Here is a 20,901-nt window from a genome sequence, read left to right as displayed (position 1 = left end):
ATTAAGTAAAACGAATCTCGCAATTTTCAGGAGTTACGGAAAGTACGGTATCGGCTCCTAATATAACCGGAAAATTATTCCGAATGTGTCCTGCGGGAAATCCGAAACAAACCGGATAGCTGTACTCTTCCACTGCCTTTCGAATAAGGTGATAAACCTCTTCTGTGAATCCGGGATTTTCGTTTTCTGCAAATTCTCCCACGATTAATCCCTGAAGGTGTTGTAATTGCCCGGCATATTTCAGACATTGGATGCTGCGATCGATGTCGTATATATTATCTGCTTTCTCTTCTATGAAAAGAATGGTTCCCCTCGTATTATGATCTATACTGGTATCATGTAAGCTGTGTACCCAGTTCAACATGCCTCCGACCATTTCCGTTTCAGCGAATCCGGTTCGATTTAACGGGTGAGCTGGGATGGAATATGAAGAAATGATTCCGAACAGGAAATTTCTCAGTTGAGTCATCGCCTCCGGTGAAGTCATCGAGTAATCTTCCGGCATAAAGGCGTGTAGACTCTCGATTCCTAAAAAATGAAGTTTTGCATGAAGAATGGTGATGTCGTCCATCCCGATTATCCATTTGGGATTTCCCTGGAAGGTGGAGTAATCGGCTTCTTCGACGAGACGAAGAGTTCCGTATCCTCCTGTCGTACACCAGATAGCCCGTATCTCCTCGTCATCGAGCATAACCTGTAAGTCTACTAATCGTTCCTGATCCGTTCCGGCGAGTTGGCCGTTTCGGGCATAGATGTGCTTGCTTAAAACCGGAATAAGTTCCCAGGAACGCAATAAGTTTACGGCATAGTCAATGTTGTCTGTTTTCGGAACTCCCGCCGGGGAAATCAAAGCGACTTTATCTCCCGGTTGTAAATATATAGGTCGTAACATAATTGAACGTGTTTATTTTTGTACGAAGATAAGATTTTTAATTGTAAATTGACAATTGTAGATTGACGATTGTAAATTGTAGATTCAAAGATTAAAGAGATTAGGTGATTTGGGATTTTTGACGATCGAGGACTGAAGAAGCGGGGGATAGTGGACGGCGAGCGTCGTGTTTTCTTTTAGGAGCGACCGGACGACGGATTGTCCGAGCACGGCGAGTCCCGGAGGAGTTATCCCCTTTGCGATTGTAGATTGACGATTGTAAATTGTAGATTCAAAGATTAAAGAGATTAGGTGATTTGGGATTTTTGACGATCGAGGACTGAAGAAGCGGGGGATAGTGGACGGCGAGCGTCGTGTTTTCTTTTAGGAGCGACCGGACGACGGATTGTCCGAGCACGGCGAGGCCCGGAAGAGTTATCCCCCTTTGCAATTGCAGATGGACGATTTAAATTATAAAAATCGGAATTGAATCGTAAATCAATTTATAGTCTGCGATCTAAAATTTGCAAATTACAATCACAGATTAGGTAATATTTTTCTACCTTTGCGAATTCTTAAAGATCATGAAGTTTACGAGGTTATAGAACTTTGAATACGAGTGACTTTATGGATTTAGGGGCGTTTTAACTTTACAAACTCAAATAAAATATGAGCAAATTCAAGAGAAATTTAGTTACCACTGCGTTACCTTACGCGAATGGTCCGGTGCATATCGGACATTTGGCAGGGGTATATGTGCCGGCAGATATTTATGTGAGGTATTTGAGAAAAAAAGGAGAGGAGGTCGTTTTTATCGGAGGTTCGGACGAACACGGGGTGCCTATCACGATTAAAGCCCAGAAAGAAGGGGTGACGCCGCAGGATATTGTAGATCGTTATCACAAGATAATAAAGGAATCGTTTGCCGAATTGGGGATATCTTTCGATATCTATTCAAGGACGAGTTCCAAAACCCATCACGAACTTTCGTCTGCTTTTTTTAAAAAATTGTATGATGAGGGTAAATTTATCGAGAAGACCTCCATGCAATTCTACGATGAGAAGGCAGGGCAATTTTTGGCCGATCGTTATATTATCGGAACCTGTCCGCATTGTGGAAACGAGCGGGCATACGGAGATCAATGCGAGGCGTGCGGTACGAGTTTGAATGCCACTGACCTGATTGATCCGGTTTCGGCGATTACCGGTAACAAACCGGAACTGAAAGAGACCAAACATTGGTATTTGCCTTTGAATGAGTATGAGGATTGGTTGAAGAAATGGATATTGGAAGAACACAAGGAGTGGAAGCCGAACGTGTACGGACAGTGTAAATCATGGTTGGATAACGGCTTGCAGCCGCGTGCCGTCACTCGGGATTTGGACTGGGGTGTACCTGTCCCGATCGAGGGAGCCGAAGGCAAGGTCCTTTACGTGTGGTTTGATGCTCCGATCGGGTATATTTCGGCCACGAAAGATTTGACGCCGGAATGGGAAAAATATTGGAAAGACCCGGAGACCCGGATGATTCATTTTATAGGAAAAGATAACATCGTGTTTCATTGTATAATCTTTCCGGCCATGTTAAAGGCCGAAGGGTCTTATATCGTTCCGGATAACGTTCCGGCAAACGAATTTTTGAATTTGGAAGGCGATAAGATTTCGACTTCCCGGAATTGGGCGGTATGGTTACACGAGTATTTACGTGATTTCGAGGGGAAACAGGATGTATTGCGTTACGTTTTAACGGCCAATGCCCCGGAAACGAAAGATAACGATTTTACTTGGAAGGATTTCCAGACCCGGAACAATAGCGAATTGGTAGCGATATACGGTAACTTTATCAATCGTACCTTGGTATTGACACAAAAGTATTTCGATAACCGGGTACCGGAACGGGAAGAACTGACGGATTACGATCGGGAAGTATTGGACGAGATTCCTCGGATTGTCGAACAGGTGGAAAAGAACCTGGATACTTTTCATTTCCGGGAAGCTTTGAAAGAGGCTATGAATCTGGCTCGTTTGGGGAACAAATACTTGGCGGATACAGAACCTTGGAAGGTGATTAAAACGGACGAGGGGAGAGTGAAGACTATTTTGAATATATGCCTTCAGGTTTCAGCCGATCTATCCACCTTGATGGAGCCTTTTATGCCGTTCTCTTCGGAGAAATTGCGAGGTTTCTTGAATATAGAACCGATAGCCTGGGAGGCTATGGGCGACCAGGTTATTCCGGCAGGACATCGTTTGGGTGAAGCAGGGTTGTTATTCGAGAAAATTGAAGATGCCCAGATACAAGCTCAAGTCGATAAACTGTTGGCGACGAAAAAAGCGAATGAACTGGCTGCAGTAAAAGCAGCTCCGGCAAAAGCCAATATCAGTTTTGAAGATTTTTCAAAGATGGATATTCGCGTGGGGAAAATCATAGCCGCCGAGAAAGTGGCTAAAACTAAAAAATTGATGAAGTTAACCGTGGATACCGGGATAGATCAACGTACGGTTGTGTCCGGTATTGCGGAATATTATACCCCGGAAGAAGTCGTCGGTCGTCAGGTCAGTATATTGGTGAACTTAGAGCCGAAACCTTTGAAAGGGATAGAATCTCAAGGAATGATTTTAATGGCGGAGAATGCAGACGGAACTCTTTCTTTTGTAGCTCCGGAAAAAGAGTTAAAACCCGGGTCTGAAATTCGCTGACAACTGCAATAAAATAGCATATTTTAAAAATATTTTTGAGAGGTGTTGTTCCTGTAATATAGCCGGGACGACACCTTTTTCATAGGAAAAATTAACATCTGATAAAAAGAACTGTCTCTCTTTTTATAAAATGTTAAACTCGTTTAAAAAATAGATATATTGAATCGAAATACTACCTTTGTAGCTCTCTTAATAAAAAATAAAAAGAAGTGTGAAATGTAATTTTTATCCTACAAGAAATTAATAATTGATTAACATTAAGGGTGCTATTTTGCTTACGAATTAAAAAAGTTAGATTATGAGAAAAGTGTTATTAAAATGCCTGATGTTGTTTATTCCGATGCTTTGTATGTCGTTGGCTACGTTGGCGGACGGCGTTATCAAAGGGAAAATTATTGATGCTAAGACGAACGAGGCATTGATTGGAGCAACTGCAACGATAGATGGGACTTCCATCGGGGCTGCTGCCGATATTGATGGGAAATTCGTGATTAAGACAAAAAAGGAAGGGAAAATGGTCATTTTATTCAGATACGTGGGGTATGAGGAGTTGAAGAAAGAGATAGATTTGAAAGACAAGGAATTGGATATGGGAACTATAAAACTTACTCCTGTGACGGTAGGTTTGGATGAGGTGAAGGTAACAGCTTCTATTGTGACGAAAGATCGTGAGACCCCGGTGGCTATTTCGAATATCACACCCTTAATGATTGAAGAAAAACTGGGAAGTCAGGAGTTTCCCGAAATTATGAAATCTACCCCTTCTATCTATGCGACGAAACAAGGCGGTGGATACGGAGATTCTCGTATTAATATGCGGGGTTTTGATTCCAATAACATAGGTATTTTGATTAACGGTATTCCTATCAATGACATGGAGAACGGAAGGGTATACTGGTCGAATTGGGCCAGTCTTTCTGATGTGACTCAATTTATTCAGGTACAGCGCGGCTTGGGGGCTTCTAAATTGGCTGTTAATTCCGTGGGAGGAACCATGAATATGATTACGAAGAGTACGGATGCTATTAAAGGCGGTGGTTTATATTACGGAATAGGAAATGACGGTTACTCGAAAGCCGCTGTAAATGTTTCGACCGGATTGATGGAGAACGGATGGGCTGTAAGTTTAGCCGGATCCAGAACAGCAAGTACTCATGGGTATGTAGATGCAACTAATTACGAGGCATGGGCTTATTTTGTGAATGTGTCCAAGCGAATCAATGATAATCATCGTCTTTCTTTTACTGCTTTCGGTGCTCCGCAATGGCACAATCAACGCGGACAAATGCATACGATTCAGGAATATCGCGATAACCAAAACGGGACGAGATGGAATTCCAGTTACGGTATCTTGAACGGTGAAATATTCAATGGCCCTTATGCCTATAACGAGTATCATAAGCCTCAGATGTCCTTGAATCATTACTGGACGATTGACGAGCGTTCTTCTTTATCTACGGTGGTTTATTTGTCTTTCTCTAACGGAGGCGGAAGACGTAGCTATGGTGTTAATAAGAATTGGTTACAGTACAACTATACGGACGGAAAGCCTTACGAAGAGACGAAACTTACCCCGGACGGTTTGTTGGATTACGATGCCGTGATGAGAGAAAATCAGGCTTCCACGACCGGTTCCTTGTTAGTTTTGGCAAATGCGATAAACTCTCATGATTGGTACGGTGCGCTGAGTACCTATACCAATCAGTTAACCGATAATATCAAATTAACGGGAGGTTTGGACGTTCGCTACTATAAGGGGTATCACTTTATAAAAATTACGGATTTGATGGGGGGTGCTTATTATAACAATAAGTCTGATTTATTGGCTTACCAGGATCCTAACGTGGCTTTGAAAAAAGGAGATAAGATCGCTTTTGATAATACCGGAGAGGTCCTTTGGGGCGGTATTTTCGCGCAGGGAGAGTACGTGAAAGATAATTTTTCGGGATTCCTCTCTTTTTCGTTGACGGACGAGGCCTATCGCCGTATAGATAACGGTGCCTATAAAAAAGGTGACCCGATGCGTAAAACAAGTTGGCAAAACTTTTTGCCTTGGGGACTGAAAGCCGGAGCTAATTATAAATTCGGTGCTTTTCACAATGTTTATTTGAATGGCGGTTACTTTAAGCGGGCTCCTTATTTTAATGTGGTTTTCAAGAATAACACGAACGTAATTACACCGAACGTGAAATACGAGACCGTATACACTATTGAGGGAGGATACGGTTTAGAAATGCCCACTTTGACGGCCAAGATAAATTATTATTATACCCGCTGGAATGATCGCGGTTTGACCAAGAGTGTCGGTAACGGAAACGTGGCTAATATACGCGGCCTGAACGCCTGTCACCATGGTGTCGAATTTGAAGCCGAATATAAACCCGTTTATAATTTTAACCTAAAGGGAATGTTTTCGTGGGGTAACTGGGTTTTAACCGATAACCCGACGATGGTGGTTTTGGATGCGAGTAACGAAGTTATTAGCGAGAATGAGAAATTATACGTGAAAGACGTGCATGTGGGCAATTCGGCTCAGATGACTGCTGCTTTAGGAGCAAGTTACGAACCGTTCCCTCGTTTTAAGATCGGAGCCGATATGAATTTCTTCGGTAAAAACTATTCCGATTATACGATTGAAAACCGTGTTGCGGCGAGAGAAGAGGGAATTGATTCGTGGAGAATGCCGAATTACGTCACGGTAGATGCCAATTTACGTTACGGCTTGGATTATAAGGGCGTGCGTTTTACCCTGTACACGAATATCAATAACGTATTTAATGCAAAATACATTGCCGATGCTAAGGACGGAGCTTATCATAATGCTGCTTCTTCTTTGGTATATTACGGATTCGGTAGAACTTGGACACTGGGATTGAGATTGAATTTCTAATGATTAAAATTGAAAGATATGCGTAAAATATATAGTTTGATAACATTGGCATTGTTGGGGTTGGCATCCTGTAATCCCATGTCGGATGTGTATGATGATTTGGATGCCAATAAAGAGCCTGTTCATGCCGATATTGTTTACACGCTTGCGGATGCGGACTATGCCACGATCGCCTCTTTAGCTTATAAACATTGCGAAAACGCTGCAGACTCTGCAAAGGTGAAAACGATTGCGGATAATAAGAATTTTTCTTCTTCTGTTCCGGCTAAAAATTATATTCCTGATTTTTTAACATCGAAATATCCGGCATTGAATAAAAATTCAACAGCTATGGTTACCTATAATTTTTATACGGCGGCAACCAGAATAAATAAAAAGACGTTGGGGGTAGCCGATTATAAAAAAGTAGGAGGAAACGTGGCTCAGTATCTTTGTTTTACGGGGGGAATGCCCGCGAACCGGGATAATATGACAAAGGCTATCGATGCCGATGGAGAAGACGGAGAATTGCTGATCGTGACTTATAACGAGACCTCCGATGCGGTTGACGGAAAAACGGCCAATGTGGTGAACTTCGAAATGAATAAGTATGATTATAAGAGTATTCTGGATTGGGTGAAGAGCAACAAAGAAGAGTTCGTGGATGGAAACAAAGAGTTTTATTTCGGTGTGGATGCAGATCGTCCGAATTTTAATCTGAGCAAAAAAGATTGGGAGAAGTACCAGGAAAAGCACGGTGTGACCATAACGGATGCATTTATCCTTCAACAGGTTAGAGCCGGTATAAAGATTTTGTTGGCTAAATTGGGAAATAAGGCTGTAAAGGATGTGATTTACAATGTCAGATATGCCACTTATGGAAACAATAGCGCTCCGAAAAGTGTCGCTTATAAATGTACTTTAGCCGGAAAGACTCCCGAGTTTGAGATCGTAGGGAGTGTGGATCCCGTGTTGACCAAGGAAGTGGTTGCCGTATTCTCGTATAGCGAGAGGTATGGAAACTGGAGTCCCTACACGAAAAAAGATGTTTATATCGTGACGGCCGACGATTTCAGCCAGATGGGTAAGACCGATTGTTTCAATAGCGATGCAGACAATTATTTGCCTCAATTGTTGACGTTAAAATTCCCGTACGCTCAGGACAAGGATGTGGTGACGTTTATTTATAAAAATGACGGAGGAAGCAGTTACTCCATCTATACGGACGAGTATGCTTTTACCGCAGGAGCCTGGATGAAATACAATCCGGTTTCTCAGAAAGCAGAACAATTCATGCATAATGGAGAGAAGTGGTTTGCTAATCCTCACATTACATTCGAAATGGGGAAATCGGATTATCAGTATATGTTGGATTGGGTTGATAAAAACAAACATGCTTATTTGGACGAGAAATATCCGGATACCGGAGAGTTCTATTTCGGTTCTACGACCTATAACGTGAATATCAATATGGGCGTGTCTTTATTGGTAAAATATGACGAGTTGGCGGGTGTTAACGAGTTAGCGGGTAAATCCGATGAAGAAGTATTGGAAATCCAGAAGCAGCGTTTGATTACGGAAGGTTTCCCGGCCGTGTTAGAAGGAAAATATCCCGAAGCAGAGCCGGTAGTTGACGGAACGCCGATCGAATACACGATTCGTTTCAAGAGTTATTCTCCGCGCGCTAACTGGGAAGTGAAGTATAAAGGAGTATCGAAGGGTAAATTCGAATACATCGAAGACAGTTATAAAGAACTCCAGTAGATAAAAGTTTTTGGATAGGAAAATCCGGTTCATTCATGAACCGGATTTTCTTATTTGTGAATAATTATAGATTCAGTGATTCCATTTTAATCCAACAATCGTCATTTTTTCTATTGTCAATTTTAAATTGGACGTAATAACGTACAACGAAAAAGAGGTCGTCCCGGTCAAGTCAGCTATCGGTTATGAAAGAGATAGAGGTTGAAGGACCGGTTTTATTTGTAAAAAAGGGTTGCTTTTTATCGAAGCAACCCTTTTGTTTATTTGTTGTATAATAATTTATAGTCCTGCGCTTTGCCTTTCTTATACCATTTCTCCGGAATAACCTTCCATTCGTTTCTGGATTGAGGATCCAATACTTTTTGGCGTTTGATGTACTCCGCGATGTAATAGCGGATGTCTTTCTCTCGGACGTCGATGATGCGTTTCGTTAATTCGGCCTTGGGAATTCCTGCTCCGCGGGTGAGATGTCCTCCTCCTCCATTACCCTGGTAAGAGTTTACAGCTACCTTGTACATATGTTCCGGATAGAAAGGAGTACCGTCGGTCATGGAGAGGATGGTGACCCGGTGACCCGGTTCTTTACTTACGTCCACGGTATATTTTATACCTGCCGCGGCAGAGAAATTGAAAAAGTCGTTTTGTAAGAACGGATATCCTTTTTTATTCGTTAGAATCTCTCCTTCCGCGTCTTTTTTAAAGTTTAGCAGATGATCTTTTGAGGATTGCATGGTATTGAACTGCATAGCCGCGGCGTATTCCAAGTATTTGCGTATTTCTTCGCCGGAAAGCCGCATCGTGTAGAGAGAGTTCTCGTAAGCGTAAAGATTAAACATGTCTTTCATGGTAATTATTCCGGCTTTGATGTAGGCATCCCGCGAAAGGATGGAGGCAAAAGAGATTTCCGCTCCGCTTTCTGCTAATTGGGCTTCGTTGATGAAATCGATGAACGCCGAGGGGCCGAACATGGCGTCCCGTCCCGAAAGCGGACTTTTGAACGTACCTAATTCCGAGTCGATGTATGATTTGGCCTTATCTATTGCCGGAGTAAAAGTTGAAATGTAATCCTTATCCGTAGTTACCTTATCCAGATCGATCAGTTCGCTTCGGTAAGATTTTCGATACCGGTCGCCTTCCCGTTTCAAGGAAACGACAATTTTACCGAGATAAGTACCGTGGGATTTTGGATCCATTAATAAAACCTTATGGCCGAAATCGTTCGTCAGCTCTTCCTGCTTCTCCGTATGATCATGGCCGAAAATAACGATATCGAATCCGTCTACCTGTTGTGCAACTAATTTACTGGCGTTTTCGTTTTTAAGCGTTTTTTCGTTGGCTCCTCCATAGGTGTAGTCGTACCCGGAATGGAAAAGTCCTATGACCATATCCGGTTTTTCCTGTTTTCGGAGGATGTCGATCCATTTTTTCGAAGATTCGATCATGTCTTCGAATTCGATTCCTTGCCAAAGATGCTCCGGTAACCATTGAGGAATATTAGGAGTCGTCATTCCCAAGATAGCAATTTTAATTCCTTGTCGCTCCACTATTACATAGGGTGTGAAATAGGGCTTACCTGTTTGGCTGTCGATTAGATTTGCAGATAGCCAAGGAAATCGAAATTCTTTCTTTATGCGGTCATAAACCGGGTGACCGGCTTCGATATCATGGTTTCCCACGGCGGCGGCATCGTATTTCAAGTAGTTCATGACTTGAGCCTGGATGTGTGGGGTAATGGTGTCAATAAAATTATAGTAGTAGATCGAGGGTTGGCCTTGAAGAAAATCGCCGCCGTCTAACAGGAGTACACTTAATGAGTCTTTGGCCCGGGCTTCTTTGAGGAGGGTCGAAGCCTTGGCGAGACTATGAGAAGTTTCTTTTCCTTTTTTTAAATCGTAATTGAAAATACTGCCGTGGACGTCACTGGTACAGTAGATGGTAAGTCGGGCTTCTTCCGGTTTGGATGAACAAGCTTGTAAAAGGTTTAGCAGAAGTAATATTCCGGAAAACCATGAAATGATTTTTCTCATAGATATGGATTTATTCGTGTGTTTCAATAATATAAGATATAAGGGGCGTATCCGGGGCAAAACTATGGATTTTTTTGTTAAAAAGAATCTTTTCTATCGCTAAAAAGAGTAAATTCGCCCTGATTACTGCTAATGAAGCAGGTGCGTTTTATAATATAATGATCATCAATAATAACAGATATGGGTAAGATTGGAAAAATAACGGTACTGACGGTGGGATTGTTTATGTTGGCGGCAGGGAATCTTTTCGCTCAGGCCGGAGGAGGAATACATAGTGCGGTGAATATTGAAAGTCATATTTCGTTTATGTCTATTTTGAGGGGAGTCATAGGTATGGTGAGTATACTCGGGATCGCTTGGTTGTTCAGTAGCGATCGTAAAGGGGTTTCCTGGAGAGTTGTGGCGATTGGTTTGGCAATACAGTTGATTTTGGCCATAGGTATTTTATATCTCCCTCCGGTTCAGGCCGTATTTGATTTCGTGGGAAAAATATTCGTTACCATATTGGATTTTACGCGTGCCGGAAGTGAGTTTTTGTTAGGAGGATTGATGGATACGACCAAGAGCGGGTATATTTTTGCTTTTCAGGTACTGCCGACGATCATTTTCTTTTCAGCTTTGACTTCGTTGTTGTTTTATCTCGGGATCATACAGAAAGTAGTATACGGAATGGCTTGGGCAATGACTAAATTGATGAACTTGACCGGACCGGAGTCTTTGTCTGTTACGGGAAATATTTTTTTAGGACAAACGGAAGCTCCTTTAATGGTTAAGGCTTATTTGGATGATATGTCTCCTTCAGAAATATTTTTGGTGATGACGGGTGGGATGGCAACGATTGCCGGCGGTGTGCTTGCTGCTTATATCAGTTTTTTGGGTGGGGAGGATCCGGTACAGCGATTGTTGTTCGCCAAGCATTTGTTGGCGGCTTCCGTGATGGCGGCGCCGGGAGCTGTCGTTGTCGCTAAGATATTGATTCCTCAGACGCAGAAAATTCAAAATACGATCGAGGTACCTAAGAATAAAGTAGGCAAGAATGTTTTGGATGCGATCTCCAATGGTGCTTCCGAAGGAGTGAAATTAGCCGTGAATGTTGCCGGTATGTTGCTTGTGTTTGTTGCTTTCATCGCCTTTGCCAATTATTTGTTTGCCAAATTTGGACATATCGTGGGATTGAACGATTGGATTGCCGAGCTGACGGATGGGAAGCAACATGAATTGTCCTTGCAATTGATCTTGGGGTATTTGTTTGCACCATTGATGTGGTTGATCGGTATATGTCCCGCGGATATCGTACACGCGGGTAGTTTGTTGGGACAAAAAGTGATTATGACCGAATTCATTGCTTATGTGGATCTGGCGAGTTTGAAGACGGCAGGGGCTTTTGCCGAGATGAAGTCCGTAATCATGTGTACTTACTTTTTGTGCGGGTTTGCCAATTTTGCCTCTATCGGGATTCAAATCGGAGGAATCGGAGGATTGACTCCCAAAAATAAGCCGCTTTTGGCTAAATTCGGTTTAAGGGCTCTATTGGCGGGAACTCTGGCTTCTTTGATGTCGGCCACGATTATCGGTATGATTATAGGATAGGAGGATTCTGTGATTAAGAGATTGGGTGATTGAGAGATTCTGTGATTGGGGATTAGAAAGATTGACCATTGCAGGATTAAAATCGAATCATTTAATCACTAAATCACGGAATTTTATAGGGTTCGATCGTTGATCAAAAATCTATTTGCCATTATAAGTTTTTATGTATTTTCCGGGCGGCCAGGAAGCTGGGGATGGTACAGAGCATGATCCAGATAAAGAAATGCTGATACCCTACCTCTTTTTGAATCCACCCGGAGATCATGCCGGGAAGCATCATGCCTAAGGCCATAAAACCCGTACAAATGGCATAATGGGCCGTTTGTTCCTTTCCTTTACTGAATAGTATCATAAAAAAGGTCAAAGCCGTAAACCCGAAACCGTAACCGAGTTGTTCGATAGCGATACAGGAAGATATAAGGTATACGTTATCGGGGCGGGCATAAGCTAAATAGAGATAAACTAAATTGGGTAGATTCATGGCTGCCGTCATCCACATGATCCAATGTTTGAGGCCGTCGCGTGCCATCACGACTCCTCCGGATATTCCTCCAGTTATAAGGGCTATCAGGCCGACTACGCCGTATAGGGTGCCTACTTGCAATGTACTCATCCCTAGTCCGCCTGTTTCCGGTTTGTCTAATAAGAAAGGAGAGGCGATTTTCACTAATTGGGATTCGGCTAAACGAAACAGGAGCATGAACAGCAGGGCCGTGACGATACCCGGTTTCCGGAAAAAGGATAGAAAAGTGTCGAAAAAGGCTTTCAGATAATCATCGTTTTTAACCGCGGTATCCTCTTGGGGTTTGGGCAACACGAATTGATGATAAAGAAAGAGGATAAGAAATATGCCGGTAAGTAGATAAAAAGTAATCGACCAAGCCTTCGATACGGCGATCTCCTCCGGAAGTTGAATCGAATAGGTTTTTTCGAGCCATCCGGCGAACATGACGATAAGGCCTTGCCCGGTGAGCATGGCCAGGCGGTAGAACGTGTTGCGTATACCTACGAAAAAAGCCTGTTGTCGGGTATTTAGTCCTAACATGTAGAACCCGTCGGCGGCAATGTCGTGTGTGGCGGAGCTGAATGCCAATAACCACATAAAAGCAAGGGAGTAGCGAAAGGCGTTAGGTCCGGGAAGGGTCAGGGCAATGCAGGCTAAGCTGCCGCCGATCGTTAATTGCATGGAAACGACCCACCATCGTTTGGTTTTCATGATATCGACCAGCGGACTCCACAGGGGTTTAATCACCCAAGGAAGGTAAAACCAACTGGTATAAAGAGCTATGTCCGTATTGTCTATTCCGAGACGTTTATACATGATAACGGCTAAGGTCATGACAACTACGTAGGGAAGGCCCTGGGCAAAATAGAGCGTGGGTATCCACGACCAGGAAGACTTCCGTGTAGGGTGGGTTTGTTTATTCATGGTCTATTTTTTCGAGGTTGGTTCCCGGAAAGTAGTGTGCTAAAATTTCCCGGTAGTCGTATCCCTTTTCGCTCATGACGGCAGCACCGATTTGGCAAAGTCCGACACCGTGCCCCCAGCCGGCTCCTTTGAAGGTAAATCCGATCGTATTGTTCCGGGAATCTTTCAGGGGTTCGACAACAAAGGCCGAACTATAGAGATGGCTGGCGGAAAATGCTTTACGGATAACCAATTCTTTCCCAATGATCATACTTTTCAATGTTCCCACGATCTTAACCTTCACGAGTCTGCCGGAAACGCCTCTTTCGATAGGCTGTATCTCCACGATTCTTCCGAAGTCGATCCCGAGCTTTGATTTTACCAATTCTGAAAGTTCGGTCGTTTCGTAAGAGACTTCCCATCGGAAGAAGTTCCGGGTCTCTTGATCGTAATCGTTTAAAACGTTGGACAGTGTGGCTTTGTCTTTCGTGTTGCAAAAAACGTCGGGAGAAGACAATATCCATTTTCTCGCTTCTTCTTCCTGACGTAAATCGGGTGTCGAAGTTTGTACGGGAGTGTCTATGACCTTAGTCAGGTACGCGTGATTAACGGGTTCCCAGGTGTTTTCAAAAAGTTCGGATACTCCGCCGCAACATTTGGAAAATCGGGTGTCGCAAACTTCTCCCTCGTAAGTCAGAATTTCTCCTTGCGTGGCCTCTACGGCCTGAGAAACAATAGGAGTGTAAGCTTTGCTGATTCCTTGATAACGCTGGCAATGATCATCGGCGCATACATCGAAATGCAGGTGGTCTTCCCGATCGTACCAGCGGATGTATTCCGTTTCCGTCTGTACGCGGGAAGGATTTGCCGTCCTTCGGAAAGATTTGGCTTTTTGGGCCAACAACCAGCTCCGGGAGATAACGGCATGTGCTTTTAGCAATTCGAGTGAGGACGTGGCGCTCATTTCCGATGAGATGACGCTGACCAAATAATCTTCCAAAGGTAAGATGTTGATTGCCGTAAGATGTTTTTTTTCGTCGATGATTTTAAGAGAGCCCTTAAATTTTTGATTTTCCTTACGTTCCCAGTGGAAGTGAATGCCGATGATTACATCCAGCAATTCGAAGTGGGAAGAGGTATAATCTACGGGAATGAGGGTGAAACCGGAAAGAATGACTTCCTCTTTTTTTTCTTGTCGGAATATGATTTTTTCTTGTCGTTTGCATACGGTGTATTCTCCCCGGTATGTTTTTCCGGAGTTTTTTTCTATGAATTCTCCGTGTAAATGGAAACGGATTGAGGGGGAAAAGAGTATTCCGATTTCAATATGTGGTCTCATAGTTTATAAGTTAGGGTGTTCGATATATCGGATTAAATTGTTCCATTGGTTATCGTCCAAGGTTAATTGTCCGAAAAGATCCGACAGCAAAGGTGCGTCGAACCGTTCGAAATCTTCTTTCCGGGGGGAGATCACCACTCCGGCGAAATCGACACATCCGGGACTAAAAAGAATATGTTCTTTCCCTTCCGCGAAAAATTGCCGCGGGCGATGTTTTTGCCGGGGAAACAGGACGACGTACCACTCTCCGTTTTCGTACCAGACAAACAGGTTAAGCATCGGTTCGGGATCGTTCGGGGTTACCTTGCCTATTTCTGTCAGGAGATATTGGAAGGCTGTCTGCATTATTTTCTCATCTGCCGTCCGTAGAATCAGATTCTTTCGGATGTAACGCGTGATACTTTCGATTTTGAAAGTGACAGGCGAAGCGATGGAACTTATCTTCTCCTGACAGGTTAGGAAAGCCGGGAGTATGGTCTCTTTGGAACAATTAATCACGTCGTTTTCCAAGGGCATCGAATGTCTGGGGACCAGTTGGAAATGCAAATGATCCGGTGCGGAAGCTCCGCTTCGGGGGCCGTTATAGAAAACCGTGTAATCCGGAAAATCTTTGGCCATGGAGAGCATATCTCTGAAATAATTCTCCAGTAGTTGCGGGATATGTCTTTTGGCCGGTACGGTAAAGTGCGGGGTGAAAATGGGAAAGGGGTTGATTCGTATGTCGAAATTTTCGTTGTAGCTCACGCTGTCCTGCGAGGCAGGCAGATGTTCTTTACACAAAAAACAAGGTCTGGATTGAAGCGATAGCCTATCGATGCGTGCTGTCGCCGATACGATCCGGTCGGGATTGCATTGTATTTTTATTGAAAAATCGTCGAACTCTATCGTGCGGTAAAGTACTTCGTTCAACCGATTGTAATTGTTATTTGCCGTTTCCCAGTGGGAGAGCTGGTGCTTAAAAAAAGATTCCAAGTCAATCATTTTCCTTTCTTTATTAGATTATATCTGATTCGACCCCATAACTCGATGGTTCTTATTTTGTCTTTGTAAGTATTGTGTTCGTTTACCTTCGTTATCGTTAAATCTGCGTCCGAATTGCCTTCCCAACGGCGGCATAGGTATACAGGAGTATATATTCGTCCGATACGGTACCGGCGGCAGATAGCAAGGGCTACGGCGTAGTCTTCGCCGTAGCTGACATTCGGAATTTTAATTTTCCTCAGGATAGGGGTATAGAAGGCTCTCGGTGCACCTAATCCGTTTATTCTTAATGCATTGTTGTGTCCGTTTTCCATGCTCCACTCTTTATGGTCGATTATTCCGGGCGGAATCTCCTTTAAATTAAAATCGACCATCCGATAACTTCCCACGAGCATGGCACATTGCTGCTTGTAAAAAGTATCGATCAGGAGTTGCAGGACCTGATCGTCGATGTATAGATCGTCGCTATCCAGTTGAACGGCAAATTTCCCGCAACAGTTTTGCATGATGGCATGGGTCCAGCATCCGCCTATTCCTGTTTGCGGTTGATCGGGAATCAAATGAACGATTCGTTTGTCTCCGTGGGATAGATCGCGGATAATTTCTGTCGTTGAATCGGTAGAATGGTTATCAATGACGATTACATTGAAATCGAATGTCGTTTTTTGGTTTAGGGCGGAACGAATAGCGTCCGCTATTGTTTTTTCCCTGTTTCGGACAGGAATGATAACGGATGCTTCGGTCGTGAATTTTTGTTCATTCAAATCGACAGTCTCGAATTCGGGAGGTAACCAGGCATTTATCGCTTTTAGATGTGTCGTACAAGCCTGTTCCATTTCGATTTGAACTTCCCGGTTTTGGGGATTCACGTAGTCGAATTGTTTTTCTCCGGATAACCTGAGATCCTCTTCCGTATCCGTGTATAAAAATTCAGGAATCCTGATAATCATTCCCTCCCGCGATAGACGTAGCCGTAGATCATATAAGGCTGCGTACCGGTACGTTGTGCGAATCTTTTCGACCGCTTGTTTGAATTTTACGGTGTTAAATAAGATTAACGAACCGAAATCAAAATCGTTCCGTAGACTGCCGATTTGATACTCTATGGTAGGATGAGGTAAAGATACTCCTTTTTTTAGAGAATAATGATCGGAATAGACCATTGTCGCTCCTGTCGTTTCCGCTACTTGTACCATACGTTCCAAGGCGTAGGGAGCAAGCTTTACAGGGGCATTCTTGAGATAAAACAGGCAAAATGGAGTTCTTATTTGTTTAGCCAATTCTTTGAGGGTATTCGTTTGATGAATAGGTTCCCGTAATGGAATTATATTTTCAGTTTCTAATTGGGACTGAAATTCTAATTTGTTTTGTAAGAATATATTATCACTCTTGTCTACCAGAAAGCAAGTAAGTATACGATTCATGAAAAAATGATTTTAGATGTTGCTCAAAGATATATTCTTTTTAGCATGAATTTATTTCTTTTTATTAGTTTTTCTCCGGAATTATTTATCTTTGCTGGAATGTTATCACTATTCGGCATGTGGCGATTAATAGGATTGAGGTTAAAAATTTTACTAATAATAGGGTTGTCTGTCTTGCCCATGATGGTTATGGGCGAGAAGGATTCTTCTCATCCGATATTGATTATCAGTTCCTACAATCCGGAGACACAGCAAACCTCGAACAATATTTCCGAATTTTTGGATGAATACACGACTAAAGGCGGAAAGTTTCAGGTAAGCATAGAAAACATGAACTGTAAAAGTTTTTCGGAAGTACTTGCCTGGAAGTCGCGCATGAAAGAAATTCTTTTGAAATATACGGGAATAAATCGTCCCTCTTTGATCGTGATTTTAGGACAGGAGGCTTGGTCCTCTTATCTCTCTTTAGATAGCGAGCTTACAAAAGATATCCCATTGGTATGTGGTATGGTCAGCCGGAATGCTATTTTCTTGCCGGATTCCAATGTCGTCGATTTAAGTACGTGGAAACCGGAGAGTATAGATGTGCTTGCAGATGTGGACACAAGTGTACAAATGAGCGGTTTTGTATACGATTATGATATTGTCGGGAATATAAGGTTAATACGGGATTTTTTTCCGGAGACAAAACATATCGCTTTTATTTCGGATAATAGTTACGGGGGAGTTTCCTTGCAGGCGTACGTGAGGGAGGAAATGCAAAAGTTTCCCGAATTGGATCTGATTCTATTGGATGGCCGCGAGAATACGGTTTATCTCATGAATGAGAAAATTGAGAATCTGCCTGAAAATACGGTGATTCTTTTAGGAACGTGGCGTGTGGACATGAATGACGGCTATTTTATGAGGAATGCGACCTATTCCATGATGATGGCTAATCCCAAGATTCCGGCTTTTTCCGTTACTTCTATCGCTATTGGCCATTGGGCCGTGGGGGGGTGCGTGCCCGAGTACCGGACGGTCGGAAAAGATTTGGCTCAACAGGCTTTGGCATGGGAACGTCAAAAACAGGATACGACACTGAAGATGCAGTTTATTCCGAATCAGTATGTTTTCGATTACAGGAAGTTGCAGGAATATGATTTCTTGAATAAATCTCAGGTTGACCATGCTCGATTATTTAATAAGAAAATATCTTTCTTTGAAGAATACAGGTATCAGATAGTCGGCTTCGCTGTTACCTTCATTATTTTATTGCTTGGTTTTTTAATTTCCCTCTATTTTTATATTCGGACCAAACGATTGAAGGATGCGTTAGAGGATGCCCAGAAGGATAATATCCTTATATTGAATAATGTCAACGCGGGAATTAAGTTTATCAATCCTGATTTTACCGTGAAGTGGCACAACGGAGTAGATTTTGAGACTCCGGAGTGTAATATTCAGTCTTCCACGGGAAAAGTTTGTTACGAAGTATTGAGAGGGTTGGATGAGCCTTGTACGTATTGTCCGGTTGTGACCGCTATGAAGGAGAGAAGGGCTACCGAGGTGATTGCCAAATATCCCTCCAATACGTATGTCTATATGTATGCTAATCCGGTTTTTGATGCGGAACAAAACTTGTTAGGCGTGGTTGTCCGACTCGAAGACGTGACCAAACAAAAGCAGGTGGAGATGGAGTTGCGTTTGGCCAAGGAAAAAGCCGAAGAATCGGATCGCTTGAAATCGGCTTTTTTGGCCAATATGAGTCATGAGATCCGTACTCCGTTAAACGCTATTGTCGGTTTCTCCGAAGTGTTGACGGCTGACGAATACGACGCGGAAGTCCGTAAAGAGTATGTTTCTATCATACAAAAGAATTCGGATTTATTGTTGCGCCTGATCAATGATATTTTGGATATTTCCCGTTTGGAGACAGGACGATTGAAATTTAGTTACGAGTATTGTGAGGTGATCGGTTTGTGTCGTAGTGTAATGGCGACTACGGGGCATGCTAAGCCTCCTCGAGTGGAGTATGTCTTTAAATCTCCCGTGGAGAGTTTCGAATTGATGACGGATGTCCAGCGTTTGCAACAAATATTGATCAATCTCATGTCGAATGCCAATAAGTTTACCAAAGAGGGGAGCATTACGTTGGAAATCAGAATCGAAGCGGCGGAAGGCAGAATTTATTTTTCCGTATCGGATACGGGTTGCGGAATTCCGGAGGATAAACAAAAGAAGGTGTTCGAACGTTTTGAGAAATTGAATGAATATGCTCAAGGAACAGGCTTGGGATTGGCTATATCCAAGATAACGATTACCATGATGGGAGGAGATATCTGGGTCGATAAAGATTACACGGAGGGAGCCCGTTTCGTATTCTGGCATCCGTTACACATTCAGCCGGTTAATGAAAGCGAATAAGAGGCTCCTGGAAAATTCAGTTATTCAATTTTAAATCACGTATCGTAAATTGGAATAATTCTGCGATTTAGTGATTCGCTTTTAATCCTGAATTCGTCAATCACCTAATCCCTTAATCACCTAATCCTTTAATCCTTTAATCCCTTAATCCTTTAATCCCTCAATCTCTCAATCCCTTAATCCTTTAATTCCCTGTCATTATATCACAAAAGTCCGGATTTTATGTCCGGACTTTTAGACGGTATCATTCGGAATAAAATCGTATTTGTTGTTGGATGGCTCTTGTACACGCTGGACAGAAAGCTTCACCCTTGAGAGAGTTCATCAGGCAATCGGGCCAAGGTCTGTAAACGCCTTTGGAAACGTAACCGCCTCCCTCGTAGACCCCTAATCGGGTCGGATTTTCAGGGTCGACGGGTGTGGGGATGGGGGTATTTTTATCCATTAAGTTTTTCCATTTTTTCCCGAAATCGGTCAGCGTCGTCAAATTCGGTTCCCAAGGTTCTATTTTGGGAGGATAAAGATCGTTGTATTCGGCACCGCCCACGTATTCGTCTCCTAATCCGGCAAAAAGATGCCCGAATTCGTGTACGTATACTTTGGCCGAGTGTAAATTACCGGATATGCTCACGCCGTAATGGTTATAGATGGCCCCTCCTCCGTATTTTTGCGTGTTCACGATGATGTAAATGTAGTCGTACGGAACGTTTGCGGCTAAATCTTTTACACTTTTAAAATCGTAGGTCATGATATAACGTTCCGAATCGAAGGTGTAGAAAGAGGAGTTCAGAATCGTATTTTTCCATATGTACTCACCCGGAATATCAACTCCGGATTCCTTCGAGGGAGCCAGAACGGCGCGAACGTTGAATTTATTTTTATTCTCTTTGTAAGGCGAAAAGCTGAAAAGCCCTTCTACGAATTGGTGACAATCGGCTTTGAATTGCTCCATTTCGTCTGCCGAATAACCTTCCGGGAGCAAAACGATATCCACCCGTTTGGCAGAGTTACCCGTGTACATTACGTCATAAGTGGGATATTCCAAGCGACGGTCTTTGCTGATGAAATAACTGTTCACGTCTACCGTGTATTCGAATTTTTTCACGAAAACGCCTTTTTTATTCCGGGCTGTAATCTCAATACGTACATTCTCTTTCGGAAAGGGCATGGTTACGGCTTCCGGGCAACTACGGCGAGTTGTCAGGGCTTCGTCTGTCATTCTCCATTCTCCGAAAAGACTGCAATACCCCCTGGAGTAGATTAATTTATTGGTTTTAAGGTCGTAGACATTCAGGTAATAATTACCGTATAAGGTAGTATCGATTAAATTGGTTTTGGAACCGCCCCAATAGGGCTCTTCCCGTAATCCCTCGAAGAAGATTTCATCCTGTTTGTTGTCTCCGCAATGGGAGTAATCCAGCCGGAGTGTTTTGTTATAGAAATAGGTGTCGAATTGTGCAAAACTATTTCCTGCCGAAAACAGGAGGATAGATAGAAATAATAGTCGCATTCTTTTTTTCAT

General features: G+C 43.0%; 12 protein-coding genes. 5 read left to right on the top strand and 7 right to left on the bottom strand.

Translation table 11 applies throughout. The features are described 5' to 3' along the window. Window position 1: 1 nt before the first annotated feature. The gene (locus tag BN3283_RS08830) at window positions 2-892 is read right to left on the bottom strand and encodes a S66 peptidase family protein (RefSeq protein ID WP_059026419.1); all 891 of its coding nucleotides are present in this window, start codon (window positions 890-892) and stop codon (window positions 2-4) included. 648 nt (window positions 893-1,540) lie between these two features. Here BN3283_RS08830 and metG point away from each other — a divergent pair. The 3 genes from metG (at window position 1,541) to BN3283_RS08815 (ending at window position 8,204) form a co-directional block, all read left to right on the top strand. Beyond that, entirely contained in the window at window positions 1,541-3,571 is a 2,031-nt protein-coding gene (metG, locus tag BN3283_RS08825; RefSeq protein ID WP_059026418.1) for a methionine--tRNA ligase, read from the top strand. 298 nt (window positions 3,572-3,869) lie between these two features. Continuing rightward, window positions 3,870-6,461 (top strand): TonB-dependent receptor, encoded by a 2,592-nt coding sequence (locus tag BN3283_RS08820; protein ID WP_041504232.1) that lies wholly within the window; start codon window positions 3,870-3,872, stop codon window positions 6,459-6,461. Window positions 6,462-6,479: 18 nt separating this feature from the next. Continuing rightward, entirely contained in the window at window positions 6,480-8,204 is a 1,725-nt protein-coding gene (locus BN3283_RS08815; protein WP_059026417.1) for a hypothetical protein, read from the top strand. A gap of 260 nt (window positions 8,205-8,464) precedes the next feature. Here BN3283_RS08815 and BN3283_RS08810 read toward each other — a convergent pair whose 3' ends face one another. After that, window positions 8,465-10,231 carry a bifunctional metallophosphatase/5'-nucleotidase gene (locus tag BN3283_RS08810; protein ID WP_059026416.1) on the bottom strand — a complete coding sequence of 589 codons (1,767 nt, stop codon included), beginning with the start codon at window positions 10,229-10,231 and terminating at the stop codon, window positions 8,465-8,467. Window positions 10,232-10,411: 180 nt separating this feature from the next. Between BN3283_RS08810 and BN3283_RS08805 the strand changes: the two genes are divergently transcribed. Further along, a complete protein-coding gene (locus tag BN3283_RS08805; RefSeq protein WP_082667089.1) occupies window positions 10,412-11,821 on the top strand; it encodes a NupC/NupG family nucleoside CNT transporter in 1,410 nt (469 codons plus the stop codon). A gap of 151 nt (window positions 11,822-11,972) precedes the next feature. Here BN3283_RS08805 and BN3283_RS08800 read toward each other — a convergent pair whose 3' ends face one another. Genes BN3283_RS08800 through BN3283_RS08785 form a run of 4 tightly spaced genes read right to left on the bottom strand, consistent with a single transcriptional unit; the run spans window position 11,973 to window position 16,973 of the window. Beyond that, window positions 11,973-13,250, bottom strand: a complete 1,278-nt coding sequence (locus tag BN3283_RS08800; RefSeq protein WP_059026415.1) for an MFS transporter — start codon at window positions 13,248-13,250, stop codon at window positions 11,973-11,975. Next, a complete protein-coding gene (locus tag BN3283_RS08795) occupies window positions 13,243-14,568 on the bottom strand; it encodes a SpoIID/LytB domain-containing protein (RefSeq protein ID WP_059026414.1) in 1,326 nt (441 codons plus the stop codon). The genes BN3283_RS08800 and BN3283_RS08795 overlap by 8 nt, the downstream gene beginning before the upstream one ends. 3 nt (window positions 14,569-14,571) lie before the next feature. After that, entirely contained in the window at window positions 14,572-15,549 is a 978-nt protein-coding gene (locus BN3283_RS08790; RefSeq protein WP_059026413.1) for a DUF4922 domain-containing protein, read from the bottom strand. Continuing rightward, window positions 15,546-16,973, bottom strand: coding sequence for a glycosyltransferase family 2 protein (locus BN3283_RS08785; RefSeq protein ID WP_059026412.1), 1,428 nt, complete (start codon window positions 16,971-16,973; stop codon window positions 15,546-15,548). Before BN3283_RS08785 ends, BN3283_RS08790 begins: the two co-directional genes overlap by 4 nt. Before the next feature lie 45 nt (window positions 16,974-17,018). On the opposite strand from BN3283_RS08785, the gene BN3283_RS08780 reads away from it, so the two are divergent. Continuing rightward, entirely contained in the window at window positions 17,019-19,379 is a 2,361-nt protein-coding gene (locus BN3283_RS08780) for a sensor histidine kinase (protein WP_286137616.1), read from the top strand. A gap of 244 nt (window positions 19,380-19,623) precedes the next feature. On the opposite strand, the gene BN3283_RS08775 is transcribed toward BN3283_RS08780, so the two are convergent. Continuing rightward, a complete protein-coding gene (locus BN3283_RS08775; protein ID WP_059026410.1) occupies window positions 19,624-20,901 on the bottom strand; it encodes a M64 family metallopeptidase in 1,278 nt (425 codons plus the stop codon).

Origin of the sequence: Gabonibacter massiliensis (genome assembly GCA_001487125.1) — a bacterium.
Taxonomy (GTDB): Bacteria; Bacteroidota; Bacteroidia; order Bacteroidales; family Marinifilaceae; genus Gabonibacter; species Gabonibacter massiliensis.
Note: the sequence above shows the minus strand (reverse complement) of the source record. Positions and strands in the feature narration are given on the sequence as shown.